The organism is Burkholderia sp. 9777_1386 (assembly GCF_015712265.1).
Taxonomy (GTDB): domain Bacteria; phylum Pseudomonadota; class Gammaproteobacteria; order Burkholderiales; family Burkholderiaceae; genus Burkholderia; species Burkholderia cenocepacia.
Genome location: NZ_JACCQB010000008.1, coordinates 1 through 26,855, shown reverse-complemented (window position 1 = coordinate 26,855; position 26,855 = coordinate 1). Strand labels below are relative to the sequence as shown.

Annotated in this window: 25 protein-coding genes and 1 pseudogene; 16 read left to right on the top strand and 10 right to left on the bottom strand. The window is 68.4% G+C overall.

The features are described from left to right. Positions 1-406: 406 nt before the first annotated feature. From H0X91_RS08940 to H0X91_RS08925, 4 genes are all read left to right on the top strand, one after another. Positions 407-1,351, top strand: a complete 945-nt coding sequence (locus H0X91_RS08940; protein ID WP_006481959.1) for an ABC transporter ATP-binding protein — start codon at positions 407-409, stop codon at positions 1,349-1,351. 3 nt (positions 1,352-1,354) lie between these two features. After that, positions 1,355-2,116, top strand: a complete 762-nt coding sequence (locus H0X91_RS08935; RefSeq protein ID WP_006481964.1) for an ABC transporter permease — start codon at positions 1,355-1,357, stop codon at positions 2,114-2,116. A gap of 159 nt (positions 2,117-2,275) precedes the next feature. Then, positions 2,276-3,700: an MFS transporter gene (locus tag H0X91_RS08930; RefSeq protein WP_062884942.1), complete on the top strand. Its 1,425-nt coding sequence runs from the start codon at positions 2,276-2,278 to the stop codon at positions 3,698-3,700. A gap of 48 nt (positions 3,701-3,748) precedes the next feature. Beyond that, on the top strand, positions 3,749-4,057 hold the full coding sequence (locus tag H0X91_RS08925; protein WP_227739687.1) for a hypothetical protein: 309 nt from the start codon (positions 3,749-3,751) through the stop codon (positions 4,055-4,057). On the opposite strand, the gene H0X91_RS08920 is transcribed toward H0X91_RS08925, so the two are convergent. After that, positions 4,015-4,245: a hypothetical protein gene (locus tag H0X91_RS08920; protein WP_006481962.1), complete on the bottom strand. Its 231-nt coding sequence runs from the start codon at positions 4,243-4,245 to the stop codon at positions 4,015-4,017. The two genes, H0X91_RS08925 and H0X91_RS08920, sit on opposite strands and share 43 nt — an antisense overlap. 155 nt (positions 4,246-4,400) lie before the next feature. Between H0X91_RS08920 and H0X91_RS08915 the strand changes: the two genes are divergently transcribed. The 5 genes from H0X91_RS08915 to H0X91_RS08895 all read left to right on the top strand — a co-directional run bounded on the left by H0X91_RS08915 (position 4,401) and on the right by H0X91_RS08895 (position 9,381). Further along, the gene (locus H0X91_RS08915) at positions 4,401-6,167 is read left to right on the top strand and encodes an ATP-binding protein (protein ID WP_006481958.1); all 1,767 of its coding nucleotides are present in this window, start codon (positions 4,401-4,403) and stop codon (positions 6,165-6,167) included. A gap of 160 nt (positions 6,168-6,327) precedes the next feature. Further along, positions 6,328-6,759 (top strand): YciI family protein, encoded by a 432-nt coding sequence (locus H0X91_RS08910; protein ID WP_006481960.1) that lies wholly within the window; start codon positions 6,328-6,330, stop codon positions 6,757-6,759. A gap of 109 nt (positions 6,760-6,868) precedes the next feature. Further along, entirely contained in the window at positions 6,869-7,675 is an 807-nt protein-coding gene (locus H0X91_RS08905) for a DinB family protein (protein WP_196432959.1), read from the top strand. Next, positions 7,672-8,412, top strand: coding sequence for an alpha/beta fold hydrolase (locus H0X91_RS08900; RefSeq protein WP_196432958.1), 741 nt, complete (start codon positions 7,672-7,674; stop codon positions 8,410-8,412). Before H0X91_RS08905 ends, H0X91_RS08900 begins: the two co-directional genes overlap by 4 nt. Before the next feature lie 108 nt (positions 8,413-8,520). Continuing rightward, positions 8,521-9,381 carry an alpha/beta hydrolase gene (locus H0X91_RS08895; protein WP_006498721.1) on the top strand — a complete coding sequence of 287 codons (861 nt, stop codon included), beginning with the start codon at positions 8,521-8,523 and terminating at the stop codon, positions 9,379-9,381. Between the two features lie 155 nt (positions 9,382-9,536). Here H0X91_RS08895 and H0X91_RS08890 read toward each other — a convergent pair whose 3' ends face one another. Together H0X91_RS08890 and H0X91_RS08885 are read right to left on the bottom strand one after the other, a co-directional pair. Beyond that, the gene (locus H0X91_RS08890) at positions 9,537-9,767 is read right to left on the bottom strand and encodes a hypothetical protein (protein WP_048985139.1); all 231 of its coding nucleotides are present in this window, start codon (positions 9,765-9,767) and stop codon (positions 9,537-9,539) included. A gap of 207 nt (positions 9,768-9,974) precedes the next feature. Continuing rightward, positions 9,975-10,874, bottom strand: coding sequence for a hypothetical protein (locus tag H0X91_RS08885; protein WP_006485430.1), 900 nt, complete (start codon positions 10,872-10,874; stop codon positions 9,975-9,977). 78 nt (positions 10,875-10,952) lie between these two features. Between H0X91_RS08885 and H0X91_RS08880 the strand changes: the two genes are divergently transcribed. Next, positions 10,953-11,291 carry a helix-turn-helix domain-containing protein gene (locus H0X91_RS08880; protein WP_006493567.1) on the top strand — a complete coding sequence of 113 codons (339 nt, stop codon included), beginning with the start codon at positions 10,953-10,955 and terminating at the stop codon, positions 11,289-11,291. A 210-nt stretch (positions 11,292-11,501) separates the two neighbouring features. Here the strand turns inward: H0X91_RS08880 and pqqE are convergent, their stop codons facing one another. From pqqE to H0X91_RS08850, 6 genes are all read right to left on the bottom strand, one after another. Continuing rightward, entirely contained in the window at positions 11,502-12,641 is a 1,140-nt protein-coding gene (pqqE, locus tag H0X91_RS08875; protein ID WP_060263864.1) for a pyrroloquinoline quinone biosynthesis protein PqqE, read from the bottom strand. A gap of 1 nt (position 12,642) precedes the next feature. Beyond that, positions 12,643-12,924 carry a pyrroloquinoline quinone biosynthesis peptide chaperone PqqD gene (gene pqqD / locus H0X91_RS08870; RefSeq protein WP_006480620.1) on the bottom strand — a complete coding sequence of 94 codons (282 nt, stop codon included), beginning with the start codon at positions 12,922-12,924 and terminating at the stop codon, positions 12,643-12,645. Continuing rightward, positions 12,924-13,640 (bottom strand): pyrroloquinoline-quinone synthase PqqC, encoded by a 717-nt coding sequence (pqqC, locus tag H0X91_RS08865; RefSeq protein WP_043206078.1) that lies wholly within the window; start codon positions 13,638-13,640, stop codon positions 12,924-12,926. Before pqqC ends, pqqD begins: the two co-directional genes overlap by 1 nt. Before the next feature lie 2 nt (positions 13,641-13,642). Next, the gene (gene pqqB / locus H0X91_RS08860) at positions 13,643-14,566 is read right to left on the bottom strand and encodes a pyrroloquinoline quinone biosynthesis protein PqqB (protein ID WP_048985145.1); all 924 of its coding nucleotides are present in this window, start codon (positions 14,564-14,566) and stop codon (positions 13,643-13,645) included. Positions 14,567-14,627: 61 nt separating this feature from the next. Then, entirely contained in the window at positions 14,628-14,702 is a 75-nt protein-coding gene (gene pqqA / locus H0X91_RS08855) for a pyrroloquinoline quinone precursor peptide PqqA (RefSeq protein ID WP_006485436.1), read from the bottom strand. 315 nt (positions 14,703-15,017) lie between these two features. Then, entirely contained in the window at positions 15,018-17,048 is a 2,031-nt protein-coding gene (locus tag H0X91_RS08850) for a sigma-54-dependent Fis family transcriptional regulator (protein ID WP_006498714.1), read from the bottom strand. 305 nt (positions 17,049-17,353) lie between these two features. Here H0X91_RS08850 and H0X91_RS08845 point away from each other — a divergent pair, with 305 nt between their 5' ends. Beyond that, the gene (locus tag H0X91_RS08845) at positions 17,354-18,352 is read left to right on the top strand and encodes an alpha/beta fold hydrolase (RefSeq protein ID WP_084751755.1); all 999 of its coding nucleotides are present in this window, start codon (positions 17,354-17,356) and stop codon (positions 18,350-18,352) included. A gap of 69 nt (positions 18,353-18,421) precedes the next feature. Here H0X91_RS08845 and H0X91_RS08840 read toward each other — a convergent pair whose 3' ends face one another. Continuing rightward, a complete protein-coding gene (locus tag H0X91_RS08840) occupies positions 18,422-20,755 on the bottom strand; it encodes a TonB-dependent receptor (protein ID WP_062884946.1) in 2,334 nt (777 codons plus the stop codon). A gap of 431 nt (positions 20,756-21,186) precedes the next feature. On the opposite strand from H0X91_RS08840, the gene H0X91_RS08835 reads away from it, so the two are divergent. From H0X91_RS08835 to H0X91_RS08815, 5 genes and pseudogenes are all read left to right on the top strand, one after another. Then, a complete protein-coding gene (locus H0X91_RS08835) occupies positions 21,187-22,908 on the top strand; it encodes a methanol/ethanol family PQQ-dependent dehydrogenase (protein WP_048985152.1) in 1,722 nt (573 codons plus the stop codon). 80 nt (positions 22,909-22,988) lie between these two features. Beyond that, positions 22,989-24,185 carry a c-type cytochrome gene (locus H0X91_RS08830; RefSeq protein WP_060212000.1) on the top strand — a complete coding sequence of 399 codons (1,197 nt, stop codon included), beginning with the start codon at positions 22,989-22,991 and terminating at the stop codon, positions 24,183-24,185. Positions 24,186-24,283: 98 nt separating this feature from the next. Beyond that, positions 24,284-24,598 carry a high-potential iron-sulfur protein gene (locus H0X91_RS08825; protein WP_196432957.1) on the top strand — a complete coding sequence of 105 codons (315 nt, stop codon included), beginning with the start codon at positions 24,284-24,286 and terminating at the stop codon, positions 24,596-24,598. Then, positions 24,582-26,468: a sigma-70 family RNA polymerase sigma factor gene (locus H0X91_RS08820; RefSeq protein ID WP_058903484.1), complete on the top strand. Its 1,887-nt coding sequence runs from the start codon at positions 24,582-24,584 to the stop codon at positions 26,466-26,468. The genes H0X91_RS08825 and H0X91_RS08820 overlap by 17 nt, the downstream gene beginning before the upstream one ends. 236 nt (positions 26,469-26,704) lie before the next feature. Continuing rightward, positions 26,705-26,855 (top strand): annotated as a pseudogene (locus tag H0X91_RS08815) (AMP-binding protein); the annotation flags it as partial.

Here is a 26,855-nt window from a genome sequence, read left to right as displayed (position 1 = left end):
CCGTGAAAGGCACGCATTATCGCGAGCGCCACGCGTGCCGTCCCGGTACGGCGCGAGGGACGGCAGGCAGCACAGTCGGCCCGCCCGTCGAGCGGCAACGCGCTCGCGGCCCGATTCGCGGAAAACCATCCGGATTATTCGCATCATTCAAATAAAACGCCAAATCGTTGAGCGATATCACCGCAATTCCCGCAAATCCGACGCCGGTCCAGCCCGGCCTTTCCATCAGAATGCATTTCGATCTGCCGATTGCTAATATGGCGGTCCCGCGATCCCGCACTACCCTGCCGTTCGACATGACGCCCGTTCGCCATGCCGTCCCCGGTCCCGGCCGCTTCGCAGCGGCGGCGACGCCGGGCACGCGCGGCGCCCGCCGTCGCGCCGGGCGGCCGTGCCATCCGTGAGCATGCAACCGATCCTTTCCGTCTCCGACCTCTCCAAGACTTACGCGTCCGGCTTCCAGGCGCTGAAGCACGTGACCCTCGACATCCGCCCCGGCGAGATCTTCGCGCTGCTCGGGCCGAACGGCGCCGGCAAGACGACGCTGATCGGCTCGATCTGCGGCATCGTCACGCCGACCGAAGGCCGCGTGACGGTCGGCGGCCACGACATCCGCGATCAATACCGCGCGGCCCGCGAAATGATCGGCCTCGTGCCGCAGGAGCTGACCACCGACGCGTTCGAAACCGTCTGGGCCACCGTGTCGTTCAGCCGCGGCCTGTTCGGCAAGGCGCCCGATCCCGCGTACATCGAGAAGACGCTGAAGGCGCTGTCGCTGTGGGACAAGCGCGACAACAAGCTGATGACGCTGTCGGGCGGCATGAAGCGCCGCGTGATGATCGCGAAGGCGCTGTCGCATGAGCCGCGCATCCTGTTCCTCGACGAACCCACGGCCGGCGTCGACGTCGAACTGCGCCGCGACATGTGGAAGCTCGTCGATTCACTGCGCGAAAGCGGCGTGACGATCCTGCTGACCACGCACTACATCGAGGAAGCCGAAGAGATGGCCGACCGGATCGGCATCATCCTCGGCGGCGAGCTCGTGCTCGTCGAGGAAAAGCGCGAACTGATGCGCAAGCTCGGCAAGAAGCAGCTGACCGTGCAACTCGAGCAGCCGCTCGCGGAGGTGCCGCCCGCGCTCGCGCCGTTCGGTCTCGAACGCGCGGAAGACGGCGCCGCGCTCGTCTATACGTACGACTCACAGCGCGACGACGCGAGCATCGCGAAGCTGATCAACGCGCTCGGCTCGGCCGGCATCGGCTTTCGCGACCTGCACACGACGCAGAGCTCGCTGGAGGACATTTTCGTCAGCCTGATCGACAACCGCCGCAACGGCGTGCAAGGAGCCTGACCCATGAACTGGCATGGAATCCGCGCGATCTACCGCGCAGAAATGGCCCGCACGCGCCGCACGCTGATGCAGAGCATCATCGCGCCGGTGATCTCGACGTCGCTGTATTTCGTCGTGTTCGGCTCCGCGATCGGCTCGCGCATCAGCGACGTGAACGGCATCGGCTACGGGTCGTTCATCGTGCCGGGCCTCGTGATGCTGTCGCTGCTGTCGCAGAGCATCTCGAACGCGTCGTTCGGCATCTACTTCCCGCGCTTCACCGGCACGATCTACGAGATCCTGTCCGCCCCCGTGTCGTACTGGGAGATCGTGATTGCGTACGTCGGCGCGGCCGCATCGAAGTCGATCCTGCTCGGCGTGATCATCCTCGCCACGGCCGGCCTGTTCGTGCCGCTGCACATCCTGCATCCGTTCTGGATGGTGCTGTTCCTGGTGCTGACGGCCGTCACGTTCAGCCTGTTCGGCTTCGTGATCGGCATCTGGGCCGACAGCTTCGAGAAACTGCAGCTCGTGCCGCTGCTGATCATCACGCCGCTCACCTTCTTGGGCGGCAGCTTCTACTCGGTCGACATGCTGCCGCCAGCGTGGCGCGTGGTCACGCTGTTCAACCCGATCGTCTACCTGATCAGCGGCTTTCGCTGGTCGTTCTACGGGATCGCCGACGTGCACGTGTGGATCAGCCTCGCCGCGACCGCGCTGTTCCTCGTGATCCTGCTCGCGATCGTCGCGTGGATGTTCCGCACCGGCTACAAGCTGAAGAACTAACGCTGCCTGGCGTCACGCGCCGCCCGCCGATGACGCATTTCGGCAAGCGGGCGGCGCTTTTCCTCCGATGCGGCAGTTTGTGGTCGCGTCTACTGAATACGAAGCATCGGGGCCCTCGAGCATGCGCTGCGCGGCCCCTTTTTCATTTCAGAGGACGCCATGCCCGCCGCCACCGCTCCCGCCTCCGCCGCCGCCCGGCTCGAACGCCTGCCGTTCTCCGGCTATCACAAGCGCATCTTCTTCATCATCGCGATCGCGTTCTTCTTCGATTCGGTCGACCTCGGCACGATGACGTTCGTGCTCGGCTCGATTCGCAAGGAGTTCGGGCTGTCGACCGCGGCCGCCGGCCTCGTCGCGAGCGCGAGCTTCTTCGGGATGGTGCTCGGCGCGGCCGTCGCCGGCCTGCTCGCCGACCGTTTCGGCCGTCGGCCGGTGTTCCAGTGGAGCATGGTGCTGTGGGGCGCCGCGTCGTACCTGTGCTCGACCGCGCAGAGCGTCGACGCGTTGATCGTCTATCGCGTGTTGCTCGGCATCGGGATGGGGATGGAGTTTCCGGTCGCGCAGACGCTGCTGTCCGAATTCGTGCCGACCGAGAAACGCGGCCGCCTGATCGCGCTGATGGACGGCTTCTGGCCGCTCGGCTTCATCACGGCCGGCATCGTCGCGTATTTCGTGCTGCCGCAGTTCGGCTGGCGCACCGTGTTCGCGCTGCTCGCGATTCCGGCCGTGTTCGTGCTCGTCGTACGCCGCATCGTGCCGGAATCGCCGCGCTGGCTCGAACATGCGGGCCGGCACGCGGAAGCCGACACGGTGATGCACTCGATCGAGGCGAAGGTGATGCGCTCGGCCGGCGTCACGACGCTGCCGCCGCCGTCGCGGCTCGCCGAGCCGGCCGCCGCACGCGGTCGCGGCGCGCTGCGCGAGATCTGGAGCGGCGTGTACCGTCGCCGCACGGTGATGGTGTGGCTGCTGTGGTTCTTCGCGCTGCTCGGCTTCTACGGCCTCACGTCGTGGCTCGGCGCGCTGCTGCAGCAGGCCGGCTTCGAAGTCACGAAATCGGTGTTCTACACGGTGCTGATCTCGCTCGGCGGCGTGCCGGGCTTCCTGTGCGCCGCGTGGCTCGTCGAACGCTGGGGCCGCAAGCCGACCTGCATCGCATCGCTGATCGGCGGCGGTGCGATGGCGTACGCATACGGCCAGAGCGCGCTGTACGGCGGCAGCACGACGCTGCTGATCGTCACGGGCCTCGCGATGCAGTTCTTCCTGTTCGGGATGTGGGCGGCGCTGTACACGTACACGCCCGAGCTGTACGGCACCGGCGCACGCGCGACCGGTTCGGGCTTCGCGTCGGCGATCGGTCGCGTCGGTTCGCTGATCGGGCCTTACGTGGTCGGCGTCGTGTTGCCGGTGTTCGGCCAGGGCGGCGTGTTCACGCTCGGCGCGCTGTCGTTCGTCGCGGCGGCCATCGCCGTGTGGACACTGGGAATCGAGACGAAGGGCCTCGCGCTGGAGCAACTGGCGGCAGGCGACGACGCGGGCGGCAGCGGCCGGTATCCGGCGACGGCGGCGGACAAGGCGTCCTGATCACCGGGCTGGCCCGCGTACACGCTGCTGCTGTCGTCGGACATCCTGATGCGTTTCGGCGACGAGGAAACGGACGACCGCTGCCGGCGATCGTCGATTCGATCGCACGCTCGGCCTACCTGCCGTCGCTCACGCACCTGGCGAGCGCGCTGGATCCACGCGCTCGATCTCGACATCGCCCTGCCGATGCACGGCCCGGTGATCGCGCACGACATCCCGCGCGTGCTCGCCGGCGCGCTCGCTCATCGCGAAGCCGCGCCGCGTAAGCCGCGGCGGCGGTCTTCCGGCGGCGCGACGGCCGGGGCCGGGGCCGGTCAGGCGCCGGCGACGATGAACTCTTCGGCCGCCTTGCGCTGAACTGCGGCCATCACCGCCAGTTCGCGCTTGCTGCGCGCGTCGCCGGACACGACGCCCGTCGCGTGCTTGGCCTTCGCACCCAGCGGGAAAAAGACGAACGACGCGCCGGCCGGGGCCGCCGGCTCCGCACGCAGGCGTTTGTTCAGGATCTTCAGGTACTTCTTCTTCGAGACTTCCTTAGCAGCCATGGCGCCCTCCGCGTAAACGTGGTGTGGACCAGCATACCAGTTTTGCCGAGGCGCTCCGTGACAGCGGCCGCGCGGATCGATCTGCTCTAAAATGGACCACGCTTACGCGACCTGCCGCACCGCCCGCGGCCGCATGTCCTCATCGGAGCGCTTCCATGCATGTCGAGTTGTTCGCGCAGCATCACGCTTGCCCCGGCTGGCAGGGCGACATGGCCCGACGCATTACCGCATTCGACTGGTCGGCCACCGGGCTGGGCCCGATCGACGGCTGGTCCGCCAGCCTCGTCGCGGCAGTCCGCGCTGTGCTTGCCTCGCCGCTGCCGCTGGTGATGCTGTGGGGCCGCCCCGGCTACATGATCTACAACGACGCGTATGCCGGGTTCGCCGGCGGCCGCCATCCGTATCTGCTCGGCCAGCCGGTCGAACTCGGCTGGCCCGAAGTCGCCGATTTCAACCGCAACGTGATGAACACCTGTCTCGCCGGCGGCACGCTGTCCTATCGCGACAAGGCGCTCGTGCTGCTGCGCAGCGGCCGCCCCGAAGACGTGTGGATGGATCTGCACTACAGCCCGCTGCCCGACGACGACGGCGCGCCGGGCGGCGTGCTCGCCGTCGTCGTCGAGACCACCGAGCGCGTGCTCGCCACGCGCCATCGCGATCGCGCGGAAGCGGCGCTGCAGGCATCCAATGCCGAGCTGCGCAACCTGACCGAAACGCTCGAACAGCGCGTGACCGACGCGATCGCCGAGCGCGCGGCGATCGAGGAACAGTTGCGTCACGCGCAGAAGATGGAAGCGATCGGCAGCCTGACCGGCGGCATCGCGCACGACTTCAACAACGTGCTGCAGGTGATCAGCGGCAACCTGCAGATCCTCTCCGTCGAACTCGGCGCGCATGCGAGCGCGCAGCCACGGATCGAGAACGCGAACAACGCCGTGCGGCGCGGCGCGCAACTGGCGTCGCACCTGCTCGCGTTCGCGCGACGCCAGCCGCTTGCGCCGACCACGCTGAACCCGTGCCGGCTGATCGACGGCATGCACGAGATGCTGCACCACGCGCTCGGCGAAGCGGTGCGAATCGTCCCCGCGCTGTCGCCCGACGTGGGCAACGTACTCGCCGACCGGCACCAGCTCGAAAACGCACTGCTGAACCTCGCGATCAACGCGCGCGATGCGATGCGCGGCGGCGGCACGCTGACGATCGCCGCATACAACAGCACGCAGCCCGGCCCCGCGGCCGGCACGCGCCGCGCGCCGATGCCGCCCGGCGAATACGTGACGTTCGAGATCGCCGACACGGGTGTCGGCATGACGGCCGACGTGCTCGAACGCGTCTTCGAACCCTTCTTCACGACCAAGCCGGACGGCGAAGGCACCGGGCTCGGGCTCAGCATGGTGTTCGGCTTCGTCAAGCAGAGCGGCGGCCACGTGTCGATCGACAGCACGCCCGGCCAGGGCACCACCGTGCGCCTCACGTTTCCGCGCTGCCACGAGGCGGCCGACGAGCCTGCCCGCACGCCGCAGCACGACGCGATGCGCGGCCGCGAAACGATCCTCGTCGTCGAGGACGATGCGGATGTCCGGCTGACGGTGGTCGACATGCTCGCGCAGCTCGGCTACAAGGTCATCACGGCGTCCGACGGCGAAGCCGCGCTGCGCGTGCTCGACAGCGAGACGCCGATCGATCTGCTGTTTACCGACGTGATCATGCCGGGCCGCGTGAAGGGCGGCGAACTCGGACGCCGCGCCGCGCTGCGCAAGCCGCCGTTGCCGGTGCTGTTCACCTCGGGCTACACACGCGACGAGATCTTCCATGCGGGGCGGCTCGACCCCGGCGTGATGCTGCTTGGCAAACCTTACCGGCGCGACGAACTCGCCGCGCGGATCCGCAGCGTGCTCGATGCGCAGGCCGACGCGGCCTGACGCATTGCCGACACGGCGCCCCTCGCCATTCCGATCGCCGCTGAATTTTTTTACCCGCGATGTCGATTCGCGTCGCCGTCGCGCGTCGTGTTGTCGTAACCGATCGTTTTGCCGTCGCACCGCCGGCAAACGTCCTATTCACGTTCAAGGAGATACGACAATGCGCGTCATGGTCATCGTCAAAGCCACCGCCGATTCGGAATCCGGCCAAATGCCCGACACCGAAATCATGGCCGAAATGGGCCGCTTCAATGAAGAACTCGTGAAAGCCGGCATCCTGCTCGCCGCCGACGGGTTGCGCCCGAGCAGCCACGGCAAACGCGTGCACTTTTCCGGCAAGAGCCGCGCCGTCATCGACGGCCCGTTCGCCGAAACGAAGGAACTCGTCGCCGGCTACTGGCTGTGGCAAGTGAAATCGATGGAAGAAGCGGTCGAATGGGTGAAGCGCTGCCCGAACCCGATGCCCGGCGACTCCGACATCGAGATCCGCCCGCTGTTCGAGGCGGAAGATTTCGGCGACGCATTCACGCCGGAGTTGCAGGAGCAGGAGGCGCGGATGCGTGCGGAGGTCGACGCCCGGCAGAAGTCCTGAACCGCAAGCGGGCGGCGCACGCGAATCTCGCACGCGCCCGGACGAGCCCGTTGACGAAGCCCTGCCGAGTAACGTATCGTTTTGTCACGTTACTCGGCAGGGCTTCGTCATGCATTCCCGTTTCGACCGTTTCCGCTCGACCGCGCTCGGCGCCCAGCTCGAAGCGCTGATCGAGCAGCCCGAGCGCTATCTCGAGTTCGCGGCGCTGTCGCGCGTCGGCGTCGCCGCGATCGGCGCGATCCAGGACGAGATCGCACGCAAATTCCCCGAAGTCGAAGCCGACACGACGGCCCGCCAGTTCTGCGGCGCGATGGTCGCCGACGTGATGCGTCGCCACGGCCATGAGGTCGTGCAGGCGCGCGGGCGGCTCGGCGGCGCGCTGTTCAGCTACGGCGCGGTGTTCGCCGCGCACCCGCAGCGGCTGCCGTTCGCCGACGTCGTCGCCGCGCTGGCCCGCATGCCCGCCCGGCTCGCCGCCCGTGCCGCGCATGTACCGGCGGCGCTGGCCACGCGCCGCCCGACCGGCACCGGCTTCTCGCTCGTCGAACATGCGTGCCACCTGCGCGATCTCGATGCGGTGTTCGCCGCACGCATCGACGCCGTGCGCACGGCCGAGCTGCCCGTGATCGAATCCGTCGACGGCACCGCGCTCGCCACGCAACGCGACTATCTCGCGCAGCCGCTCGATCTCGCCGTCGCGGCGTTCCGCAGCGGCCGCGCCGCGCTGTGCGCCACCGCGGCCGCGCTGGACCCATCGCAACTCGCACGCTGCGGGCTGCGCGACGGCATTCGCCGGATGTCGCTCGACGAACTCGTGCGCGAGTTGCTCGACCACGACCGCACGCACCTGCTCGAGCTCGACGAACTGCTCGCCGAACTCGAATTGCCGCCGCTTCCTTCCGCACACGCCGCATGATCCAGCCCACGCCCGTCGTCTTCATTCACGGCTTCATCGGCACGTTCGACGTGCGCGGATGGCACGGCCCGCATCTGTGCCCCGACCTGCTCGGCTACGGCGCGCATCGCGCCACGCCGCCCGACGCGATCTCGCTTGCCGCGCAGGTCGAGCACGTGCGGCAAACCGTCGAGATGCACGTCGGCATGCGGCCGGTCGATGTCGTCGGCCATTCGGTCGGCGGCGCGATCGGGATGCTGTTCGCGCATGCGCACCCCGAACGCGTGCGGCGCATCGTCAACGTCGAAGGCAATTTCACGCTCGACGATGCGTTCTGGTCCGCATCGGTCGGGCGCATGACGCCCGACGAAGCCGACGCGATGCTCGACGGCCTGCGCGCGGCGCCGCTCGACTGGCTGCGCGGCGCGATCAACGCACCGTCGCCGAGTCAGCTCGACGACGCACGCCGCTGGCTCGCGCATCAGCCGGCATCGACGCTGCGCGCGATGGGCCGCTCGGTGGTCGAGACGACCGGCGACGCGGGTTACCTGCCGGCGCTCGCGCAAGTGTTCGAGCGTCATCCGGTCTGGCTGATCGCCGGCGAACGCTCGCGCGCGGGCTGGCACGTGCCCGAATACGCGCTCGCCCGCTGCGCCGGCTTCGACACGATCGCCGGCTGCGGCCACCTGATCGCGGCCGAGCGGCCCGATGCGTTGCGCGCCGCCCTCGCGCGCATCGTATGCAAGCCGGCCGCCTGACAACCCGTAGGATTCACCGAAATATGGTTGAAAGGCGCGGTTGCTAGAGTCGTCGCAACAGGGTTTTCCCGGCATCCGGCCGGACTGGGTCGACACATGCAAGGATCGATGCGCCTGGCACGTACCTTCTGGCTGCTTCTGCTGCTCGCCGTCACGCCCCCTGCGTTCGCATTCCATGCGCGGGTCGTCGCGATCCCGAGCGCCGCGATGAGCGAGACGCTCAAGGCCACCATCGTGCTGCCCGACGATTACGCGCGCGACAACCACGGCGAACGCTACCCCGTCGTGTATCTGCTGCACGGCTCGGGCGGCGACCATACCGACTGGACGTCGAACACGCACATCGCCGCGCTGGCCGACCGCTACCGCGTGATCCTCGTGATGCCCGACGGCGGACATGAAAGCTGGTACATCGACAGCCCGTTCGATTCGGGCAGCCGCTACGAGACCTTCATCGGCGACGAAGTCGTGTCCTACGTCGACCTGCATTTCCGCACGATCGCGACCCAGCACGCGCGCGCGATCACCGGGCTCAGCATGGGCGGCTTCGGCGCGCTGCGCATCGCGCTCGACCGGCCCGACACCTTCGGCGCGGTCGGCAGCATCAGCGGCGCGGTCGATCCGCGCTGCTGCACGGAGGAGCCGGGGATCGCCCACGTGTTCGGCGATCCCGACCGCCATCCGTCATTCTGGAACCGCAACGTGATCGTCGAAAGCGCGCGGTCATTCGTGCGCGCGCATCTCGACCTGACGATCGATTGCGGCCGCGACGATGCCTTCGTCGGCTCGAACCGCACACTGCACGAACGGCTCGTCGCGCTCGGCGTGCCGCACGACTATGCGGAGCGGCCAGGCGGCCATACGTGGGACTACTGGGCGAACGCGATCCGCTATCAGATGCGGTTCTTCGCGACGTCGTTCCAGCATCGCGGCTACGCGTTCGTGCCACGCCCGCCGCGCCGGGCATGACGCGCGCGGGCCGAGGCGCGGCTACCGCCCGAGACGGCAAAGCCTGACGTCGAAAGTCGAAACGGGATGACGAACCGGCATGCCGCGCAGCGCGCCCGGCAAGAAGATGAACGCGCGTCGCCCGACGCGCGCGGCAAACGAAAGCGGCGAGCCGGTCAGTTGTCGTGCGCGGTGTCCGCGCCGACGACGCGATCGAAGAATTCCTGTGCACGCGCCAGCTCGTCGAGCGCGCGATCGAGACGCGACATCGCGCGTGCGTATTCGGTCGACGAGCCGTCGTCGTCGCTTTCGCCGCGCACCGCGCGAAACGCCTGATCGACGTTGCGCGTCGCTTCGACGAAGCGTTGTGCGGCCCGTGCTTCCGGCGAACAGATGTGGGTCGACATCGACACTCCTCCCTCAGGATTGCAGTGTGAAGCACGCCGACGCTCAGTGTGCGTGGTACGCATGTCGGCGGCGTGAACCACGACCCGTCGCGTGTCGACGCATCGGCCGCCGCACCGCGCGCTTCGTGCCGATTGTCCCTCCGCGCTCGCCGATCCGCTACGGCGAGATTGCAACAAATTCTTGCGCGAACGGCTCCGCGCGTGGCGTCACGCGCGCCCGACGCGCGGATGCGCCAGCCCCGCGAACGCGGCCGCCTCGCCCGGCGACAGGTCGAACAGATCGCCGGTGAGATCGCGCGGATGCTCGGCCGCCGGCCGGTTGCGCAGGCGCGCGACGTGGGTAGGCGGCACATACGCGGCCGCCGTTTCGAGCGGCGGCACGTCGAACAGATCGCGCGTGACGCCGCGCACGGCGTCCGTCGGCGAACGGCCGCGCAAGCGCGCGACCAGCTCGACGAAGCGATCGAAATCGCCCGCGCGCGTGGCCTTGTTCACTTCCGCGAGATCGCGCGCCTTCAGCACGCACGGCTGCGCGAGCCGCACGAAATACGGTGCTTCGAGCTCGACCGACAGCGCGAGCGGATAGCTCTTGCCCGTCTGCTCCTTCGCCCGCCCGATGCAGTCGACCACGGCCGCCCCTTGCGCGGCGCCCAGCGGCTTGCCGGTGCTCACGCTGCGCAGGTGGTCGGGAAACACGCGCAACTGCGTGCCGACCGTCAGCGCGGTGGACGACGCGCACACGAGTGCGTAGTGCTGCTCGCGACGCCGGCCCGACGGCAACGTCGAGCGGCTGGCGATGAACGTATGCGGCGGCAACGGCCGCACCTGGCCGCTTGCGTCGACCCAAGCATTCCACAGCAGCGCGTCCTTGCGCTCGCCCGCGCGCGGACGCGACGCGACCGGCGAAAACAGCGCGAGCAGCGAACCCGTGCGATGCGCGGCGACTTGCGCGCTGCTGCCGAGCGGCTGGTTGATGCCCCACAGAAAACGCCCGCCCCCGAGCCGGCGCTCCCATTCCTTGCGGAGCACGACGGTCGGCAGTTCCTCGCCGGACTCGGTACCGATCTTGGTCCAGCAGAACGTGGGAGGGAGGTGTTTCAGTGTCATCAACTTTCTCGGGATACAGCCTCGCTGGTGACAGCAAGCCCATTCAACAGCCGTAACTGTATAGGTATAATGCATCGCATGGAAGCCCCGGACCAAGATTTTCCCGTTCAAGACCTGTTGCGCCGCCTGCTGGCAGATACACGCTCGTCCAGCGAAATCGCGCGACTTTCCGGGGTCAGCCAGCCCACCGTGTCGCGCCTTCGGCTGTCGAACGGGCGCCGGCTGCGCCGCAGCGCGCCATTCAACAAGCTATGCAGTTTCTACGGTGTCGACACGGAGCCGTCGCGCCGCCGGTACAACGACCTGCTGCGCGACGCGATCGTCGACGCGTGGGACGGCTCGGATGAGCACGGGCGCGCGCTGCTGGTCGTGATTCAGGGGCTGAAGGATTTGCAGGCGAAGGCGGATGACGGGTAATGGCGGCGACGGGCCCCGTCATTCATCGAGATTGAACGTGATCGGCACGCGCGCCCGGATCGGCGACGGCGCGCCGTTTTCTACATGCGTGGCGCAGCGGCGCGTGAGCCACGCATCGCGCAGCACCGCATCGAAGCGCGGATAGCCGCTGCCGGCGGCAGCGACACGCGCGGCGACGACGCGGCCTGCCGTCGTCCCGGCCGTGCCCCGTCAACCGTCGCACGTCACGCCGCATTGCGCGAGCGAATTCTCCCTGCTGCGAAAAACCAGCGGCCGTTCGTCGGGCGGCGCGCGCCGGCGCGCGAACTGCACGGCCTGTTCGACCTGGCCGTGATGGGCGGATTTCGCGCACACCGGATCGGCTTCGTTCGGATCGCCGGCCAGCAGGTACGCCTGACACCGGCAACCGCCGTGATCCGCATGCCGCTCGTCGCACGTCCGACACGGCTCGCGCATCCAGTCGTCGCCGCGAAACGCGTTGAACGCGTCGCTGTCGTACCAGATGTCCCGCAGCGAGCGGTCGCGCACGTTCGGCAACGCGAGCCCCGGCAGCGACCGCGCGGCATGGCACGGCAGCGCGGTGCCGTCCGGCGCGACGCCGAGGAACACCGAGCCCCAGCCGTTCATGCAGGCCTTCGGGCGGCGCTCGAAATAGTCGGGCACGACGAACAGGATCTTGCAGCGCTCGCCGATCAGCTTGCGATAGCGGTTGACCGTATCCTCGGCCTCGCGCACCTGCTCGACGGTCGGCATCAACTGGTCGCGATTGAGCATCGCCCAGCCGTAGTACTGCGTGTTCGCGAGTTCCAGGTAATCGGCGCCAAGATCGAGCGCCATCTCGATGATCTGCCCCACGTGCGGCAGGTTGTAGCGATGCAGCACGCAGTTGAGCACCATCGGATAGCCGTGCGCCTTGATCAGTCGCGCCACGTCGCGCTTGCGTTCGAACGTGCGCGTGCTGGTCAGGAAATCGTTCAGCTCGCGCGTCGAATCCTGCAGCGACAACTGGATGTGGTCGAGCCCGGCGGCCTTGAGCCGCTCGATGCGCGCGACGTTCAGCCCGATGCCCGACGTAATCAGGTTCGTATAGAAGCCGAGCCCGCGCGCATGCGCGACGAGCGTCTCGAGGTCGCCGCGCTGCAGCGGCTCGCCGCCCGAGAAGCCGATTTGCGCGGCGCCGAGCGCGCGCGCGTCGCTGATGACCGTGCGCCACGCGTCGGTGTCGAGTTCCGCGCCGTGCGTCGCGAAGTCGACCGGGTTGTAGCAGAACGCGCAGTGCAGCGGGCAGCGGTACGTGAGTTCCGCGAGCAGCCACAGCGGCGCGGACGGACGGGGGGTGTCGGGCGTCATGTCAGTCCAGCCAGCCGCGCAGTCGCGCATGATCGAGGAAACGGTAGACGTCGGTCGCGAGATCCGACTGCATGAACAGGCGCTCGAGCTCGCCGATGATGTCGTCCAGTTCGCGCGTGCCGTCGCAGCGCGCGAGGATCTCGCCCGCGCTCGGGTTGAGCTTGACCATGCCCTCCGGATAGAGCAGCACGTACGCATCCTGGGCCGCCTCCCATTGCAGGCGGTACATGCCCCTGAGGCAGGGGCGCAGCGGCACGCCGCTGGCGGCTTCGATCGCGTTCATCACGGGTAGGCCTTTTCGACGGCGTCGAGCATCGACCACAGGATGTCGAGCTTGAATTGCAGAATGCCGAGCGCGCGCTGCTGCGCGTCCGGTGTCGTGAAATGCGCGAGCGTGACCGCGAGCCCATGCTCGACGTCGCGCTGCGCGAGCGGCACGCGGCTGCGGAAGTAATGCAGCCCGGCCGGCTCGATCCACGGGTAATGCGACGGCCAGCCGGCGAGCCGGTCGAGATGGATCTGCGGCGCGAACATCTCGGTCAGCGACGAGCACACGGCTTCCTGCCACGGCGCGCGCCGCGCGAAGTTCACGTACGCGTCCACCGCGAAACGCACGCCGGGCAGCACGTGTTCGAGCGACCACAGTTCGTCGCGCGTCAGGCCGCACGCTTCGCCGAGCCGCACCCACGCCTCGATGCCGCCTGCGTTGTCGCCCTGCCCGTCGTGGTCGATCAGCCGCTGGATCCAGCGGCGCCGCGTGTCGCGATCGGGACAGTTCGACAGAATCGCCGCGTCCTTGAGCGGAATGCAGATCTGGTAGTAGAAGCGGTTCGCGACCCAGCCGCGGATCTGCGCGGGCGAACAGGCGCCGCTGTTGAGCCGCCGGTTGAACGGATGATGGATGTGATAGCGCGATTCGAGCGCACGCAAGCGCGCCTCGAATTCGGTCGCGGTCCAGGGCGTCGCGTGCAACGCCGTAGCGGGGATCGGTGCGTTCATCGTCAGACCTGGAATTGCATGCCGTCGTGCGCGACGTCGATGCCGTGCGCGCGCAGGTGCGCGTGCTCGACGGAATGCGGATCGAGAATCGGGTTCGTGTTGTTGATGTGCGTGAGCACCTTGCGCGTTCGCGCAGGCAGCGTGTCGAGCCAGTCGATCATGCCGGGCTGCCCGTGTTCCGCGCACTGCGCGAGATGCCCCATGTCGGCCGCATGCTTGTGCGACAGGCCGAGATCGATCATCTCGGTCCCGGTCCAGAACGTGCCGTCCACCAGCACGAGATCGGCGCCGTCCATGGCCGCGCGTACGTCGTCGGTGACCGACGCGAGCCCCGGCGCATAGAACGCGCGCCGCCCGCTCGCGACGTCCTCGATCGACAGCGCGATGTTGTCGCCGGGTGCGGCCGACGCACGCCGCGGCGAATAAGGCGGCGGCTTGCTGTCGACCGCGATCGCGGTGAACCGGATCCCGCTCGCCGCCGGCACCGCGAACGGCTCGCCGGGCGCGATCGTATGCGCGGCGACGCCGCAGTAATGGCCGAGCAGCGGCACGAGCGGCAAGCCGGTCGACAGGTCGTCGAGCACCGGCGCGCTCGCGTAGAGCGGCAGCGGCGTCGAGCGCTCGCGCAGCATCAGCAGGCCCGTCACGTGATCGATCTGCGCGTCGCACAGCACGACGGCGGCGATGCCGCTGTCGCGGATCGCGCGTGCCGGTTGCAGGTCCGGGTCCGCGCGCAATTGGGAAAGAATGTCGGGCGACGCATTGACGAGGACCCAGTCGATGCCGTCGTCGCTGACCGCGATCGACGACTGCGTGCGCGGCAGCACGTGGCCGCTTCCGCTGCGTGCACGGCGGCAGTTCGCGCAATTGCAGTTCCATTGCGGCAGCCCGCCGCCGGCTCCCGAGCCGAGTATCTTGATCTTCATGGGCGTCAGCTCCCGAGGCCGCCCGCGCCGACCACGGCGAAACGGGCGGCACGCACGGCGATCAGCGGTTGGCGATGTACATCGTGATTTCGAAGCCGAAGCGCAGGTCGGTGTAAGACGGTGTCGTCCACTGCATGGTGTGTCTCCTGTTGAGTTGATGAGTTGATGTGTTGCCGGATGAATCGAACGACCGCGGCAATCGAGCGGTCGGTTCCTCTTCAGCAAGGAGCGTGCCGAAGCGGTATTTCGGCGGCGCCGCGGCGGTAGACGGCCGTCGTCCGGGCATCGGCGCGGAAACCTTACGAATCGCCGACACGATTCGCGCGAATGCGGTCCGCCACCCCGGCGACGCGATGTCCGCGAGTGGTGACAGGTGTTGAATCGTTGAACACCGGTGTTGCAACTTGACACACCGGCTGTGACAGGTCGCGCACGGCGCGACGGCCGCGCGTCAGCTCTCTTCCGACGGATGGCGTCCCGCGTCGGCGGCCGGCATCTTCCGGTAGATCGTGTTGCGCGACACGCCGAGCGCGCGCGCCGCGGCGGACACGTTGCCGCCATGACGCGCGAGCGCGGCGGCGATCGCGGACGCGGCGACGTCCTGCAGGCGCGCGTCGGCGAGCGGCAACGCGTCCGCGACGCCAGGCCCGGCGCTCGCCGCGGCAAGCGAATCGGGCGCCGCCTGCACGGGCTGCGCATCGCCGCGCCGCAGGTCGTCGAAGAAATCGTCCGGCAGGTGCTCGCGGCGGATTTCGCCGTCGTCGTCGACCATCGCGGCCGCCGTGCGCAGCAGGTTGCCGAGCTGGCGGAAGTTGCCCGGCCACGTGCAGCGCACGAACAACTCCATCACGTCCGGCGCGACCGACAGCGGCGGCCGGCCCGGGCCCGCGAACGCTTCCCGCTGCAGCATCTTCTGCACGACGACCGCGAGATCGGTGCGGTCGCGCAACGGCGGCAGGCGCACCACGAGGCCGTTCAGCCGGTAGTAGAGATCCTCGCGAAAACGGTTCTGCGCGATCATGTCGCGCAAATCGCGGTGCGTCGCGCAGATGATCGCGATGTCCACGGCGATCGTCTTCGTCGACCCGAGCGGGTTGACGAGGCGCTCCTGCAGCACGCGCAGCAGCCGCACCTGCAGCGGATACGGCATGTCGCCGATCTCGTCGAGGAACAGCGTGCCGCCGTTCGCCTGCAGCAGCTTGCCGATCGCGCCCTTGCGGCGCGCGCCGGTGAACGCGCCTTCCTCGTAACCGAACAGCTCGGACTCGATCAGCGTCTCCGGAATCGATGCGCAATTGACCGCGACGAACGGCGCGTCGCGCCGCGGCGAGTCGTTGTGGATCGCCTGCGCGAGCAGCTCCTTGCCGGTGCCGGTCTCGCCGGTGATCAGGATCGGGATGTCCTTGCCGATCACCTTGCGCACCTTCGCGATCACGCACGCGACCTGCGCATCGCCGGTGTCGAGATAGTTGAGCCGCGACAGGCCGGCCGACGTGCCCGCCGCCGGCGCGGGCACCGCGTTCGCGCGCGCGGCCGGCGCCGCCGCGTCGTGCACGTCGGTCGGCCGGCTGCCTTCGGCGAGCGTCGCGCGGCGAAAGTGCACGCGCGCGCAGACCACCGCGCCGTTGCCGAGATTCAGCATCAGGTGCCGGTCGGTGCTCGCGCGCATGCGGTCGATCAGCTGGGCGCTGGTGACGTCGAACAGCGACGACAGCGTGTGCGCGCGCAGCGCGGCGAGCGGCATGCCGAGCTGGAACTGCGCGCTGCGATTGGCCGACAGGAAGCGGCCGTCGGCCGTGAACGCGACGATCCCCTCCATCAGCGTGCCGAGGAACTCCGGGCGGCCATGGAACGACACCTGCAGCGTTTCCTGAAAGGTCGTCGTAAACAGATGATTCTCGATCATCTGCACCGACATCTTCGCGAGCGCCATCGTGTGCTGGTGATAGCTGCGGTGGTCGCCCGTCACGTCGAGCACGCCGATCGCGTCGCCGTACGGATCGAGGATCGGCACGCTCGAACAGGTCAGGAAGCGGTTCGCGGCCAGGAAGTGCTGGTCGCCGTGGACGACCATCGGACACAGCTCGGCCAGCGCCGTGCCGATCGCGTTGGTTCCCTGGCGACTCTCCGCCCAGTTCGCGCCGGGACGCAGTGCGACCTTCTCCGCGCGGCGCAGGAAATCGTCGTCGCCGATCGAATGCAGGATCAGCCCTTCCGCATCGGTCAGCACGATCATGCTCTGCGTGTTGACGATCTGCTCGTGCAGCGTCTCCATCACCGGCATCGCGTGCACGCACAGCACCCGGCTCTGCTCGCGCTTGAGCACCAGTGCCGCGTTCGACAGCACGTCGTAGTCGGGCCGTGCCGATACCTGCAGGCCGAACGTCTCCGAGCGCTCGTGGGCCTTCTGGATCGACGGCGCGGGCCAGCCAGCGGGATGCGCGGCCCGTGATCCGGCCGCCTGCTCTACGTCATCGCGCATTGTCTCCTCCGGGGGATCCTTCCGGTCAACTGCCGGACTCTTTGCCGTCGTTGCAAGCAAGCATCGGGCCACACCGGCGCCGCGGCATACATTGAAAGCTCGATGTAATGAATCGTCCGGGCGGAGCGTGTCGCGTCGCGCGACGGCCAGGCCTTCGTGATACCGTGATTTCCCGACGCGTGACTACCCGTGCGAATCCGGATCTTCGCGGCTGACGCGTTTCTGGCTCGCTTCTCGCTTTGTCGCAGGGCAAGCCCGGCCACCGCCACGCCGCCGATGACTCCCCCCTCTCGTACCCTATCGACATGACGCGTCGCCCGACTCGATCCACATCGTCGCCCGCCATGCGGGTCTTGCCCGACACGCCCGCGCGCCGGCACCTGCACCGCGACGCGCAATCGATCGCATTCGCCGTCGCCGGCACTGAACAAGGCCATCCGGTCGTCGTGCTGCACGGCGGCCCCGGCAGCGGCAGCCAGGCCGGCATCCTGCGGCTGTTCGACCTCAGCCGCTTGCGCGTCGTGCTCGTCGACCAGCGCGGCGCGGGTGCGTCGGGGCCGCGCGGCGGCACGCGCCACAACACCACCGCCCGGCTGATCGCGGATCTGGAGGCGGTGCGCGAGCAGCTCGGCATTGCACGCTGGGGAGTCGTCGGCGGCTCGTGGGGCGCGGCGCTCGCGCTCGCATATGCGGGCACGCATCCGGCGCGGGTCTCGGGCGTCGTGCTGCGCGGCCTGTTCCTGACGTCGCGACGCGAAGTCCGCGAACTCTTCATGACGTCCCGCACGCGTGCGCCGCGCGAATGGCGGCGCCTGCATGCAGCGGCCGGCAGCGGCCGGCCGGATCGCCTGCTCTCGCGCTGCGCGCAGCGGTTGCGTCACGGCGCGAGCGCCGCCCGCCAGCGCGCGGTGGCGCTCGCGTGGCACGCATACGAAAGCGCGATCCTAGCGTCAGTGCGAACGCGCCGCTCGCCCGCCCACACGATCCGTTCGAACCAGACCGTCGGCCGTCTGATCGACAAATACCGGGTTCAGGCGCACTACCTGCAACATGACTGCTGGCTGGGCGAGCGCCGCGTGCTCGCGCTCGCGCGACGCGCCGCGCAAGCCGGCGTGCCGCTGTTCGCCGCGCACGGGAGGCACGATCCCGTGTGCCCGGTCGGCAACGTCGAACGTCTCGCGCGGGCCACACCCGAAGCGGAAATCGAACGCGTGCAGGCCGGGCATCTGGCAAGCGACCCGGCATTGGCGCGCAGCGTCGCACGCGCCGTCAATGCGATGTTCGCGACGGTGCCGCTCACGTGACGGCCCCGCGCTCGTTCCTGTCATGACGCGACGACACACGCAAGCGCGCCACACGCGATCGTGCGCCGCTCAATCCCACGCATAGCGCACGCCGACCCACGCACCGCGCGGCGCGCCCGGCCCGACGAACTGTTCGTTCACCGGACGGGCGCCGTCGAATGTATGGTTCGGCCCGTTGAAGAAATTCTGGCCGAGTGCGCCGAAGCTCGCGTAGCGCTTGTCGAGCAGGTTCGTCACGCTCGCGAACACCTCGAACCGCTTCGTGATCCGGTAACGCATGTCGAGATCGACCAGCACGTAGCCGGCAAGCCGGCCGTTCACGTCCCCGTTGTTCTCGTCGCCGCGTGCATACACGCCGCCGCGCCAGGTCACGTTCGCGCCGATGTCCCACGCGGGCGTCGCCGCGTAGTCGAGCCGCAGTTTCACCGTATGCGCGGGAATGCCGGGGATGCGGTCGCCCGGCTTGACCGTCACGTTGCCGTTCGCGTCGGCCGTCGAATTCGCCGGGCTGTGTTCGGTCCACGACGATCGGTAGGTTGCGTCGACATAGCTGTACGACAACCCGACACCGAGCGGGCCGACCCGCGTGCGGCCGGCGAGCTCGATACCCTGCCGCCGCGTATCGCCGACGTTGCGGAAGTAGCCCTGTGCGCTGGCCGGGCTGCTGATGAACTGGATATCGTCGGTCAGCGTCGTGCGGTAGGCCGCGGCGCTCCAGGTCGTCGCCGCGCCGATGCGGCCGCGCATGCCGGCCTCGAACGTCTTCGAGATCACCGGCTCGAGCGGCGGGTCGGCGATGAAGTCGTTCGGCAGCGAACACGGCGCGGCCGGGTCCGCGCACGCGAGCTCGATCGCGGTCGGCGAACGCATGCCTTCGTTGTACGTCGCATAGGCGGTCAAGCCCGGCACCGGGTTCCAGTTGAGTCCGACAGCCGGGTTGAAGCGCGAGAACACATGGCTGCCGTCGAGCAGCGGTTGCACGCCGCTCTCGTCGCCGATCCGCGCTTTCGACCAGTCGTAGCGGCCCGACAGCGTCAGCGTCCAGTGCGGCGTCAGCGACAGCGCATCGCTCAGGTACACACCGACGTTCGCATTGCGCGTCTTCGCGCTGGTCTGCGGAACGAAATCGCCGATGCCGATCGCCGCGCGCGCATCGGTAAACGATGCGTCCTGCGACGACGCGACGTAGCTCGAATTCGCGACATCGGCCGAGACGCCCGCGACCAGCCGGTTCGCCATCCCGCCCAGCTTGCCGAGCAGCGTGAGTTGCACGCTGCCGCCGTAGCTGTCGGTGACGATCGTCGATTGCGCATTGCTGCCCTGCACCGTATCGATCGCGCCGTCCTCGTCCACCGATCCGTAATCCGTATTGTTGTTGCTGCTCGTGTTGGTGTTGCGCAGGTGCCGGTAGTACGCGTTGCCGCTCAGCTCGACGTGCTCGCCGAAAAATCGCTCGCCCGACAGTGTCAGGTAGCCGGCGCTGTTGCGGTTACGGTCCGGATACGTATACGCCTGCTTCCGGTTGTCGAGGAACGAGCGCGGGATCGTCTGGGTGCCGGACAGCGTGTTGTCCGCGCCGCCCGCGGCAATCGACAGCGTCGTGTCCGCATCGGTGTAGCGCAGCTTGCCGAACGCCTGCCGCACACGGCTCGCGTTGTGGTCGGCCCAGCCGCCGTCGTTCGCGACGTTCGCGGTCGCGTAGTAGTCGAGGTTCGAGCCGATCGTGCCGCCCTGCTCGACGCTGGCGGTCTTGCGGCCCCATGAGCCGCCCGACACCTCCGCTTCGCCGCCCGGGTTCGACCTGCCGTTCTTCGTCGTGATCGCGAGCGCACCGCCGAGCGTGTTGAGCCCGTACACCGGGTTGGAGCCCGGAATCAGCTGCACGCGGTCGATCGCCTGCATGGGCAGGATGTCCCAGTTCACGACGTCGCCGAACGGCTCGTTCACGCGCACGCCGTCGACGAACACCGACACCCCCTGCGGCGTGCCGAGCAGCGGCGACGCGGTGAAGCCGCGATAGTTGACGTCCGCCTGATACGGGTTGCCCTGCGCGTCCGAGATCGTCACGCTCGGCAGGTTCGCGGCGAAGAAATCGGCGAGCGTCGCGCGGTGCTGCGCGTCGAGTTCCGCCGCGCGCACCGTCTGCACGTTCGCCGGCACCTTCGACAGCGGCGTGCCGATCCCGGGCAGCGGCGTCGTGCCGACGACAACCACCGCGGGCAGCACGACGGCCGGCGGCTCGGCCGGCGCGATCGTGCCGCCGTCCGCCGGCTGCTGCGCGCGCACGCTGCCGGGCGGCAAACCGAACAGCGCCAACGTGCCAACGGTCACGCCAACGCATCGCGCACGCCGGCCATGCCGCATCGCGCCGTACCACCCGGCGGCCTTTGGTCTCCTGATCATTCCGTTGTCTCCGCACTTTTATTCCGCCGGCGCGTGCGATGCACCGCACGGCGACGGGTTGTCGCGAAGCCGGCGTGCGAGAACCGTGCCAGCACCGCGAGCACGAACGGTGCACGCCGCGCCGCGCATCACTCGGGTACGCGATGCGCGCGACCGGCGCGCCGCTGTCCGGCCGACTGCGCCACCTGTCATGTTTGGCAACACTTCACGCGCGACGGTGTACCTGAATGCAACACCTGCGTCGACGTCGCCGCGCACGCCATCGCTCGACGCATCGCCTGCGATGCGCCGGTGTGCCGCACCGTACCGGCTTCCGGCCGCGATGGCATGCGACTTGCGTAACGGGCAGGGCACTCGGCCCGGAAACCCCAACCGTGCCGGCGCGACGCAACATTCGCGGCGGTGCGACCACAATGACCCAGGAGACAACCATGAAGAAACTCTCGGCTTCAGCGAGCCGGCTGGCGACGATCGGAATCGCGGTGGCGGCCGCCGTCGCGCTGAACCCCGGCCTCGTCGAAGCGGCCGCGGACTACCCGGCCGTGACCTACCAGCGCCTGACCGATGCACACGGCGACCCGGGCTGGCTGACCTACTACCGCACCTACGACGGCCGCTCGCATTCTCCGCTCAAGCAGATCGACGCGTCGAACGCGAAGGATCTCAAGCAGGTGTGGGCGTACAAGTTCCCCGCCGACCTGAAGCAGGGCTTCGAGGCCACGCCGATCGTCAACGGCAACTATCTGTTCGTGACGACGCCGAAGGACAACGTCTACGCATTCGATGCGAAGACGGGCAAGCAGTTGTGGAAATACGAGCCGAAGCTCGGCGCGGCCTCGTTCAAGACCGCGTGCTGCGACGTCGTCAACCGCGGCGTCGCGCTGTACGGCAAGAACGTCTACATCGCGATGCTGAACGGCGAAGTCGCGGCGCTCGACGCGCAGACCGGCAATCTCGTGTGGAAGAAGCAGATGTTCGAGCCGGGCCTCGGCTACGCGTTTTCGCTCGCGCCGCTCGCGATCGACGGCGCGATCGTCGTCGGCACGTCCGGCGGCGAATACGGGATTCGCGGCTACATCGCGGCGCTGAATCCGGAGGACGGCTCGCAGGTCTGGAAACGCTACACGATCCCCGCCGCCGGCGAAAAGGGCGCGGAAACCTGGCCCGACGGCATGCAGAGCCATGGCGGCGGCGCCGCATGGCTCACCGGCACGTACGACGCCGCGTCGCGCACGCTGTACTGGGGGGTCGGCAACCCCGGCCCGTGGCTCGCGGCGCTGCGCCCGGGCGACAACCTGTATTCCGACTCGCTGCTCGCGCTCGATGCGAAGAGCGGCAACCTGAAGTGGCACTACCAGTACACGAACAACGACACGTGGGACTACGACGGCGTGAACGCGGCCGTCCTCGCGGACATCAAGTACAAGGGCAAGGACTACGACGCGATCATCCACGCCGACCGCAACGGCTTCTTCCACGCGATCGACCGCACGACCGGCAAGCTGATCTACGCGACGCCGTTCGTGAAGGCATTGTCGGTCACCGGCTACACGGAAGACGGCAAGCCGATCCAGGACGCGTCGAAGTTCCCGAAGGCCGGCACGACGATCGAGACGTGCCCGAGCTTCCTCGGCGGCAAGAACTGGTGGTCGATCTCGTACGACCAGGAACGCAACATCGCGGTCGTGCCGGCGCTGCATGCGTGCATGAGCCTGACCGGCAAGTCGGTCAGCTACATGGAAGGCCTGCCGTACCTCGGCGAAGGCTTCGAGATCAAGCCCGAACCGGGCAGCGAAGGCTACGGCGAGCTGACGGCCATCGACGTGAACACCGGCAAGAAGCTGTGGAGCCACTGGTCGAAGAAACCGTGGAACGGCGGCGTCGCGACCACCGCGAGCGGTCTCGCGTTCAGCGGCTCGCTCGACGGCCACCTGTACGCGTTCGACACGGCGACCGGCAAGGTGCTGTGGGAAAGCCCGCAACTGGCGAGCGGCATCATTTCGCAGCCGTCGGTGTACGAGGTCGACGGCAAGGAGTATGTCGCGGTGCTCGCCGGCTACGGCGGCGCGAACCCGATCTGGGGCGGCCCGATGGCCGACATCGCGAAGGACGTTCCGCGCGGCGGCACGCTCTACGTGTTCGCGCTGAACTGACCCGGCGCCACGCCCGAGTCGCGCCCGCATGCGCCCGATGCGGGCGCGACGCCCCACCCGCTTCAACCGGAAACACGACCATGAATACTCGTCTCACTTCCGTTGCCGTCGCCAGTCTGCTCGCCGTGGGCGTGGCGCTGACACCGGCAACCGCATCGGCCGGCGTGCGCATCTGCACGCTGCCTGGCAGCCCGACCACCACGCTCGATCGCGCCGTCGCGCGCGAAGTGTTCCGCACCGCGGGCATCGCCGCGACCTTCAACACACGTGGCGTCGACGACAACGGCGACGACGACGGCATCTCCGCCAGCGAACTGACGAAATCGCTCGAACGCGACTGCGACGTGATCGCCGGCTTCCCGCGTTCGGCCATCGCCGATGCGTCGGGATCGAAGATGACGTTCTCGCAGGGCTATCTGCGCTCCGGCTACGTCAGCGTGTCGCTGCGCGATGCGCCCGCGCCGTCCGGCGCGAAGGAAACGATCGCGGCCACCTACGGCAGCCCGTCGCAGCTGATCGCCGCGCAGCAGACGAATGCCCGCTTCGATCTCGAGAACACGAGCGAGAAAACGATCGGCGCGCTCGCCGCGGGCCGCGCGCAACGCGCGATCGTCTGGTATCCGAGCGTCGTCGCGTACGAGCGTGCGCATCCGAAACAACGGTTCCAGGTGGCGGCGACGTCGTCGCCGTACTCCGACTGGCAACTGTCGTTCGCGTTCGGGCCGGGCAAGGACGCGCTGCAAAAGCGCATCGACGCCACGCTGTCGCAACTGAGCGGCAACGGCCGCCTCGCGTCGCTCACGCGCGGCTGGACGCTGCCCGACGGCATCGCGCAAGCCGCCGCCTCGCGCGTGCCCGGCCGGTTTCTCGACGGCGCGATCGCGTCCGCGCAGCGGCCCGGCTTCATCAAGGTGTCGACGAGCGAAGGCAGCGGCGTCCCGTCGTTCGACCAGGCTCAGGTGCAGCACGGCAAGAAGCTCTACGGCGATGCGTGCGCGAAATGCCACGGCGACCAGCTCGAGGGCAATACCGCACCCGCGCTGAGCGGGGAATCGTTCGCGCCCGAAGGCAAGTCGCACATCACGGTCGGCGGCATCTTCCTGTACATGTCGAGCAACATGCCGGCCGATCGCCCCGGCAAGATGACCGCACAGGAATACGAGGATCTGATGGCGTTCCTGCTTTATTCGAACGGCTACGACGCGTCGAAGAGCAAGCTGACCGCCGAGATCGCCAACGCGTCGAAGGCGCCGCTGATCGCCGGGCCGCGCAAGTAACCGCTCCACCCGCTTTCGTTTCGATCGACCGCCGCGCCGGGCAACATGCCCGGCGCGCGGGCCGGGCTTTTTCCGTTCATTTCATTCAGGACCGCATCATGATCTCCCGTCATCGCAGAACCTTCTTCGTGCAGGCCGCCGGCCTGTGCGCCGCGCTCGCGGCCGGCACGCGCGCATTCGCCGCCGCTCCGCCCGTCGACGAAAACGACGCGACGGCGAAGACGCTCGGCTACCGCGCCAAGGCGACGACCGTCGACGCCGGCAAGTTCCCGAAGTACCAGGCCGGCCAGATGTGTGCGAACTGCCGCTTCTACAAGGCCGCCGCGGGCGAATCCTCGGGGACGTGCCCGATGTTCGCGGGCAAGACGGTTGCCGCGGAAGGCTGGTGCAACGTCTATGCCAAGCTCGCTTGACGCCGGGCCCGCTCGCGAACGCGACGGCGCGCCGTCGCCGTGTCGCGGCGCCCACGCCGACCGCGCCGCGCATCTGCATGCGCTGATCGCGCTGGGCATCGATCGCGGCTACGTGACGCACGGCGAAATCGCCGATGCGTTGCCCGACGACGCGGCCGACGGCGCGGATGTGGACGCCGCCGCGTCGATGCTGCGTGAGCTCGGCATCGACGTACGCGAGCATGCCGGCGCGCACACCGCATGGACGCTCGACCGTCATTTCGCGCAAGTGACGGAAGTCGCGTCGCCGCTCGCCGACGCATCGACGCCGCTCGCGGCCGACGATCTGCTCGCGGGCCGGACCAACGACCCGATTCGGCTCTATCTGCGGGAAATGAGCGCGACGCCGCTGCTCGAACGCGACGAAGAGATCGCGCTCGCGGTTCGTCTGGAAAGCGGCCGCGCGGCATGCATCGACGCGTTGAGCCGCGATCCGGCGGCACTCGCCGCCGTCGCGGCGATCGCGAACGACATCCGCGCCGGCAAGGTGGCGGCGTCGGTTTACGTGACGGGGTTTGCCGGCGATGCCGAATCGGCCGCAAGTGCGCCGACGACGTTACCCGACGATCCAAGCATGGCCTCACCCGCGCCCGACGACGACGCAGGCCTTGCCCTCGACAGCCCCGCATGGCGCGATACGGTCGTCGAAGCACTCGAACGCGCCGGTGCACCGGTATCGGCGATGCAACACGCATTGCACGCGGACGGCTTCGCGTCCACCGCTTACCGGGCGCTGCTGCGCGAGGCGGCCGCGTCGACCGGCCGCATCCGCTTCACCTCGCGCGCGATCGAGCGTATCAGGCAAGCGAACGGCGAGCGCGCGACTCAGGCGCGCACGCTCGAAAAACGGCTCGTCGACACGCTGGTCGCCACGGGCATCCCGCTCGATGCCGCGCGCCACGAACTCTTCGCGCCGTGCGACGACGTACGCGCATGGCTGCACACATGCAGCGCCGCGCATCCCGACTGCGCCGCCACCCTAGCCCGCCACGCGCCGGCGCTGATCGACGCGCGCGGCGCGCTCGCTCGCCTCGCGGCGCAGTCTCCGTTGCCGCTCGACATCGCGATCGCGCTCGATGCGCGGCTCTCGCGGATCGAGCGCGCGATGCAGCCCGCGAGAACGAAGCTGTTCCAGAGCAATCTGCGGCTCGTCATGTCGGTCGCCAAACGCTATGCCGACCGCGGCCTGCCGTTCGCCGATCTGATCCAGGAAGGCAATATCGGCCTGATGAAGGCCGTCGATCGCTACGATCACCGGCGCGGCTTCAAATTCTCGACGTATGCGACGTGGTGGATCCGGCAGGCGATCACGCATGCGCTCGCCGATCTGGGGCGCACGATCCGCGTGCCCGCACATACGGTCGATTCGCTCAACAAGCTGTCACGGCTCGCGCGCATCCATCGGCAACGGACCGGCGACGTCGCCGACGCACGAGCGCTCTCCCCGCAGATGCGACTGCCGGTCGACAAGGTGCGCGAGCTGATGAGCATCGTGCGCGAGCCGATCTCTGCCGACCTGCCGGTTTCGCCCGATCACGACCTCACGTTGTGCGACGTCACGATCGACGCCGACGCGCCGACGCCGGAAGAAGCCGCGAGCGCCGGTCAGTTGCGCGCGGCGGTTGCCGAGCTGATCGACAGCCTGCCGGTACGCGAAGCGTGGATTCTGCGCCTGCGGTACGGCATCGACGTCGACAACGAGTATTCGCTGCGCGAGATCGGCCGGCAACTGAACCTGTCGGCCGAACGCGTTCGTCAGCTCGAGGTATCGGCGCTCGAACGCATCCGGCAATTCAGGCACGCACCGGCACTTCGCTCGTTGCTCGCCTGACGCGGCGGTGCCGGACGATCACCTGCCGGCTCGCCTCAACTGCTCAGGACTGCAACACGACCTGCTGCATTTCTGAACGCCGCGCCGCATCGCGCTACCGTCCGCGATGCCGTCGCTTAGCCGGGAGCGGGCGCGACACGCCGGACTGTCGCGGCTTGCGCCGCATGCATCCATCCGTCACGCGACTGGCACGCATGTTGCGTTTTCCCGAGCGCCGTCAGGAATCACATGAACGCATGGAGACACGCTTGTCCAAGATCGAATCGGTTCTTCACGAAACCCGTCAGTTCGCGCCGCCCGCGGCGCTCGAGAAGACGGCGGCCATTTCCGGCATGCCGGCCTATCGCGCGCTCGTCGCCGAGGCCGAGCAGGATTACGAAGGCTTCT

Coding starts and splice junctions, on each gene's coding strand:
- H0X91_RS08825 (WP_196432957.1), top strand. CDS start 24,284: ATGATCTCCCGTCATCGCAGAACCTTCTTCGTGCAGGCCGCCGGCCTG.
- H0X91_RS08840 (WP_062884946.1), bottom strand. CDS start 20,755: ATGATCAGGAGACCAAAGGCCGCCGGGTGGTACGGCGCGATGCGGCAT.
- pqqC (WP_043206078.1), bottom strand. CDS start 13,640: ATGAACGCACCGATCCCCGCTACGGCGTTGCACGCGACGCCCTGGACC.
- H0X91_RS08935 (WP_006481964.1), top strand. CDS start 1,355: ATGAACTGGCATGGAATCCGCGCGATCTACCGCGCAGAAATGGCCCGC.
- H0X91_RS08820 (WP_058903484.1), top strand. CDS start 24,582: ATGCCAAGCTCGCTTGACGCCGGGCCCGCTCGCGAACGCGACGGCGCG.
- H0X91_RS08885 (WP_006485430.1), bottom strand. CDS start 10,874: ATGACACTGAAACACCTCCCTCCCACGTTCTGCTGGACCAAGATCGGT.
- H0X91_RS08850 (WP_006498714.1), bottom strand. CDS start 17,048: ATGCGCGATGACGTAGAGCAGGCGGCCGGATCACGGGCCGCGCATCCC.
- H0X91_RS08910 (WP_006481960.1), top strand. CDS start 6,328: ATGCGCGTCATGGTCATCGTCAAAGCCACCGCCGATTCGGAATCCGGC.
- pqqE (WP_060263864.1), bottom strand. CDS start 12,641: ATGACGCCCGACACCCCCCGTCCGTCCGCGCCGCTGTGGCTGCTCGCG.
- H0X91_RS08830 (WP_060212000.1), top strand. CDS start 22,989: ATGAATACTCGTCTCACTTCCGTTGCCGTCGCCAGTCTGCTCGCCGTG.
- H0X91_RS08845 (WP_084751755.1), top strand. CDS start 17,354: ATGACGCGTCGCCCGACTCGATCCACATCGTCGCCCGCCATGCGGGTC.
- pqqB (WP_048985145.1), bottom strand. CDS start 14,566: ATGAAGATCAAGATACTCGGCTCGGGAGCCGGCGGCGGGCTGCCGCAA.
- H0X91_RS08930 (WP_062884942.1), top strand. CDS start 2,276: ATGCCCGCCGCCACCGCTCCCGCCTCCGCCGCCGCCCGGCTCGAACGC.
- H0X91_RS08915 (WP_006481958.1), top strand. CDS start 4,401: ATGCATGTCGAGTTGTTCGCGCAGCATCACGCTTGCCCCGGCTGGCAG.
- H0X91_RS08925 (WP_227739687.1), top strand. CDS start 3,749: ATGCGTTTCGGCGACGAGGAAACGGACGACCGCTGCCGGCGATCGTCG.
- H0X91_RS08940 (WP_006481959.1), top strand. CDS start 407: ATGCAACCGATCCTTTCCGTCTCCGACCTCTCCAAGACTTACGCGTCC.
- H0X91_RS08835 (WP_048985152.1), top strand. CDS start 21,187: ATGAAGAAACTCTCGGCTTCAGCGAGCCGGCTGGCGACGATCGGAATC.
- H0X91_RS08920 (WP_006481962.1), bottom strand. CDS start 4,245: ATGGCTGCTAAGGAAGTCTCGAAGAAGAAGTACCTGAAGATCCTGAAC.
- H0X91_RS08890 (WP_048985139.1), bottom strand. CDS start 9,767: ATGTCGACCCACATCTGTTCGCCGGAAGCACGGGCCGCACAACGCTTC.
- H0X91_RS08880 (WP_006493567.1), top strand. CDS start 10,953: ATGGAAGCCCCGGACCAAGATTTTCCCGTTCAAGACCTGTTGCGCCGC.
- H0X91_RS08900 (WP_196432958.1), top strand. CDS start 7,672: ATGATCCAGCCCACGCCCGTCGTCTTCATTCACGGCTTCATCGGCACG.
- H0X91_RS08905 (WP_196432959.1), top strand. CDS start 6,869: ATGCATTCCCGTTTCGACCGTTTCCGCTCGACCGCGCTCGGCGCCCAG.
- pqqD (WP_006480620.1), bottom strand. CDS start 12,924: ATGAACGCGATCGAAGCCGCCAGCGGCGTGCCGCTGCGCCCCTGCCTC.
- H0X91_RS08895 (WP_006498721.1), top strand. CDS start 8,521: ATGCGCCTGGCACGTACCTTCTGGCTGCTTCTGCTGCTCGCCGTCACG.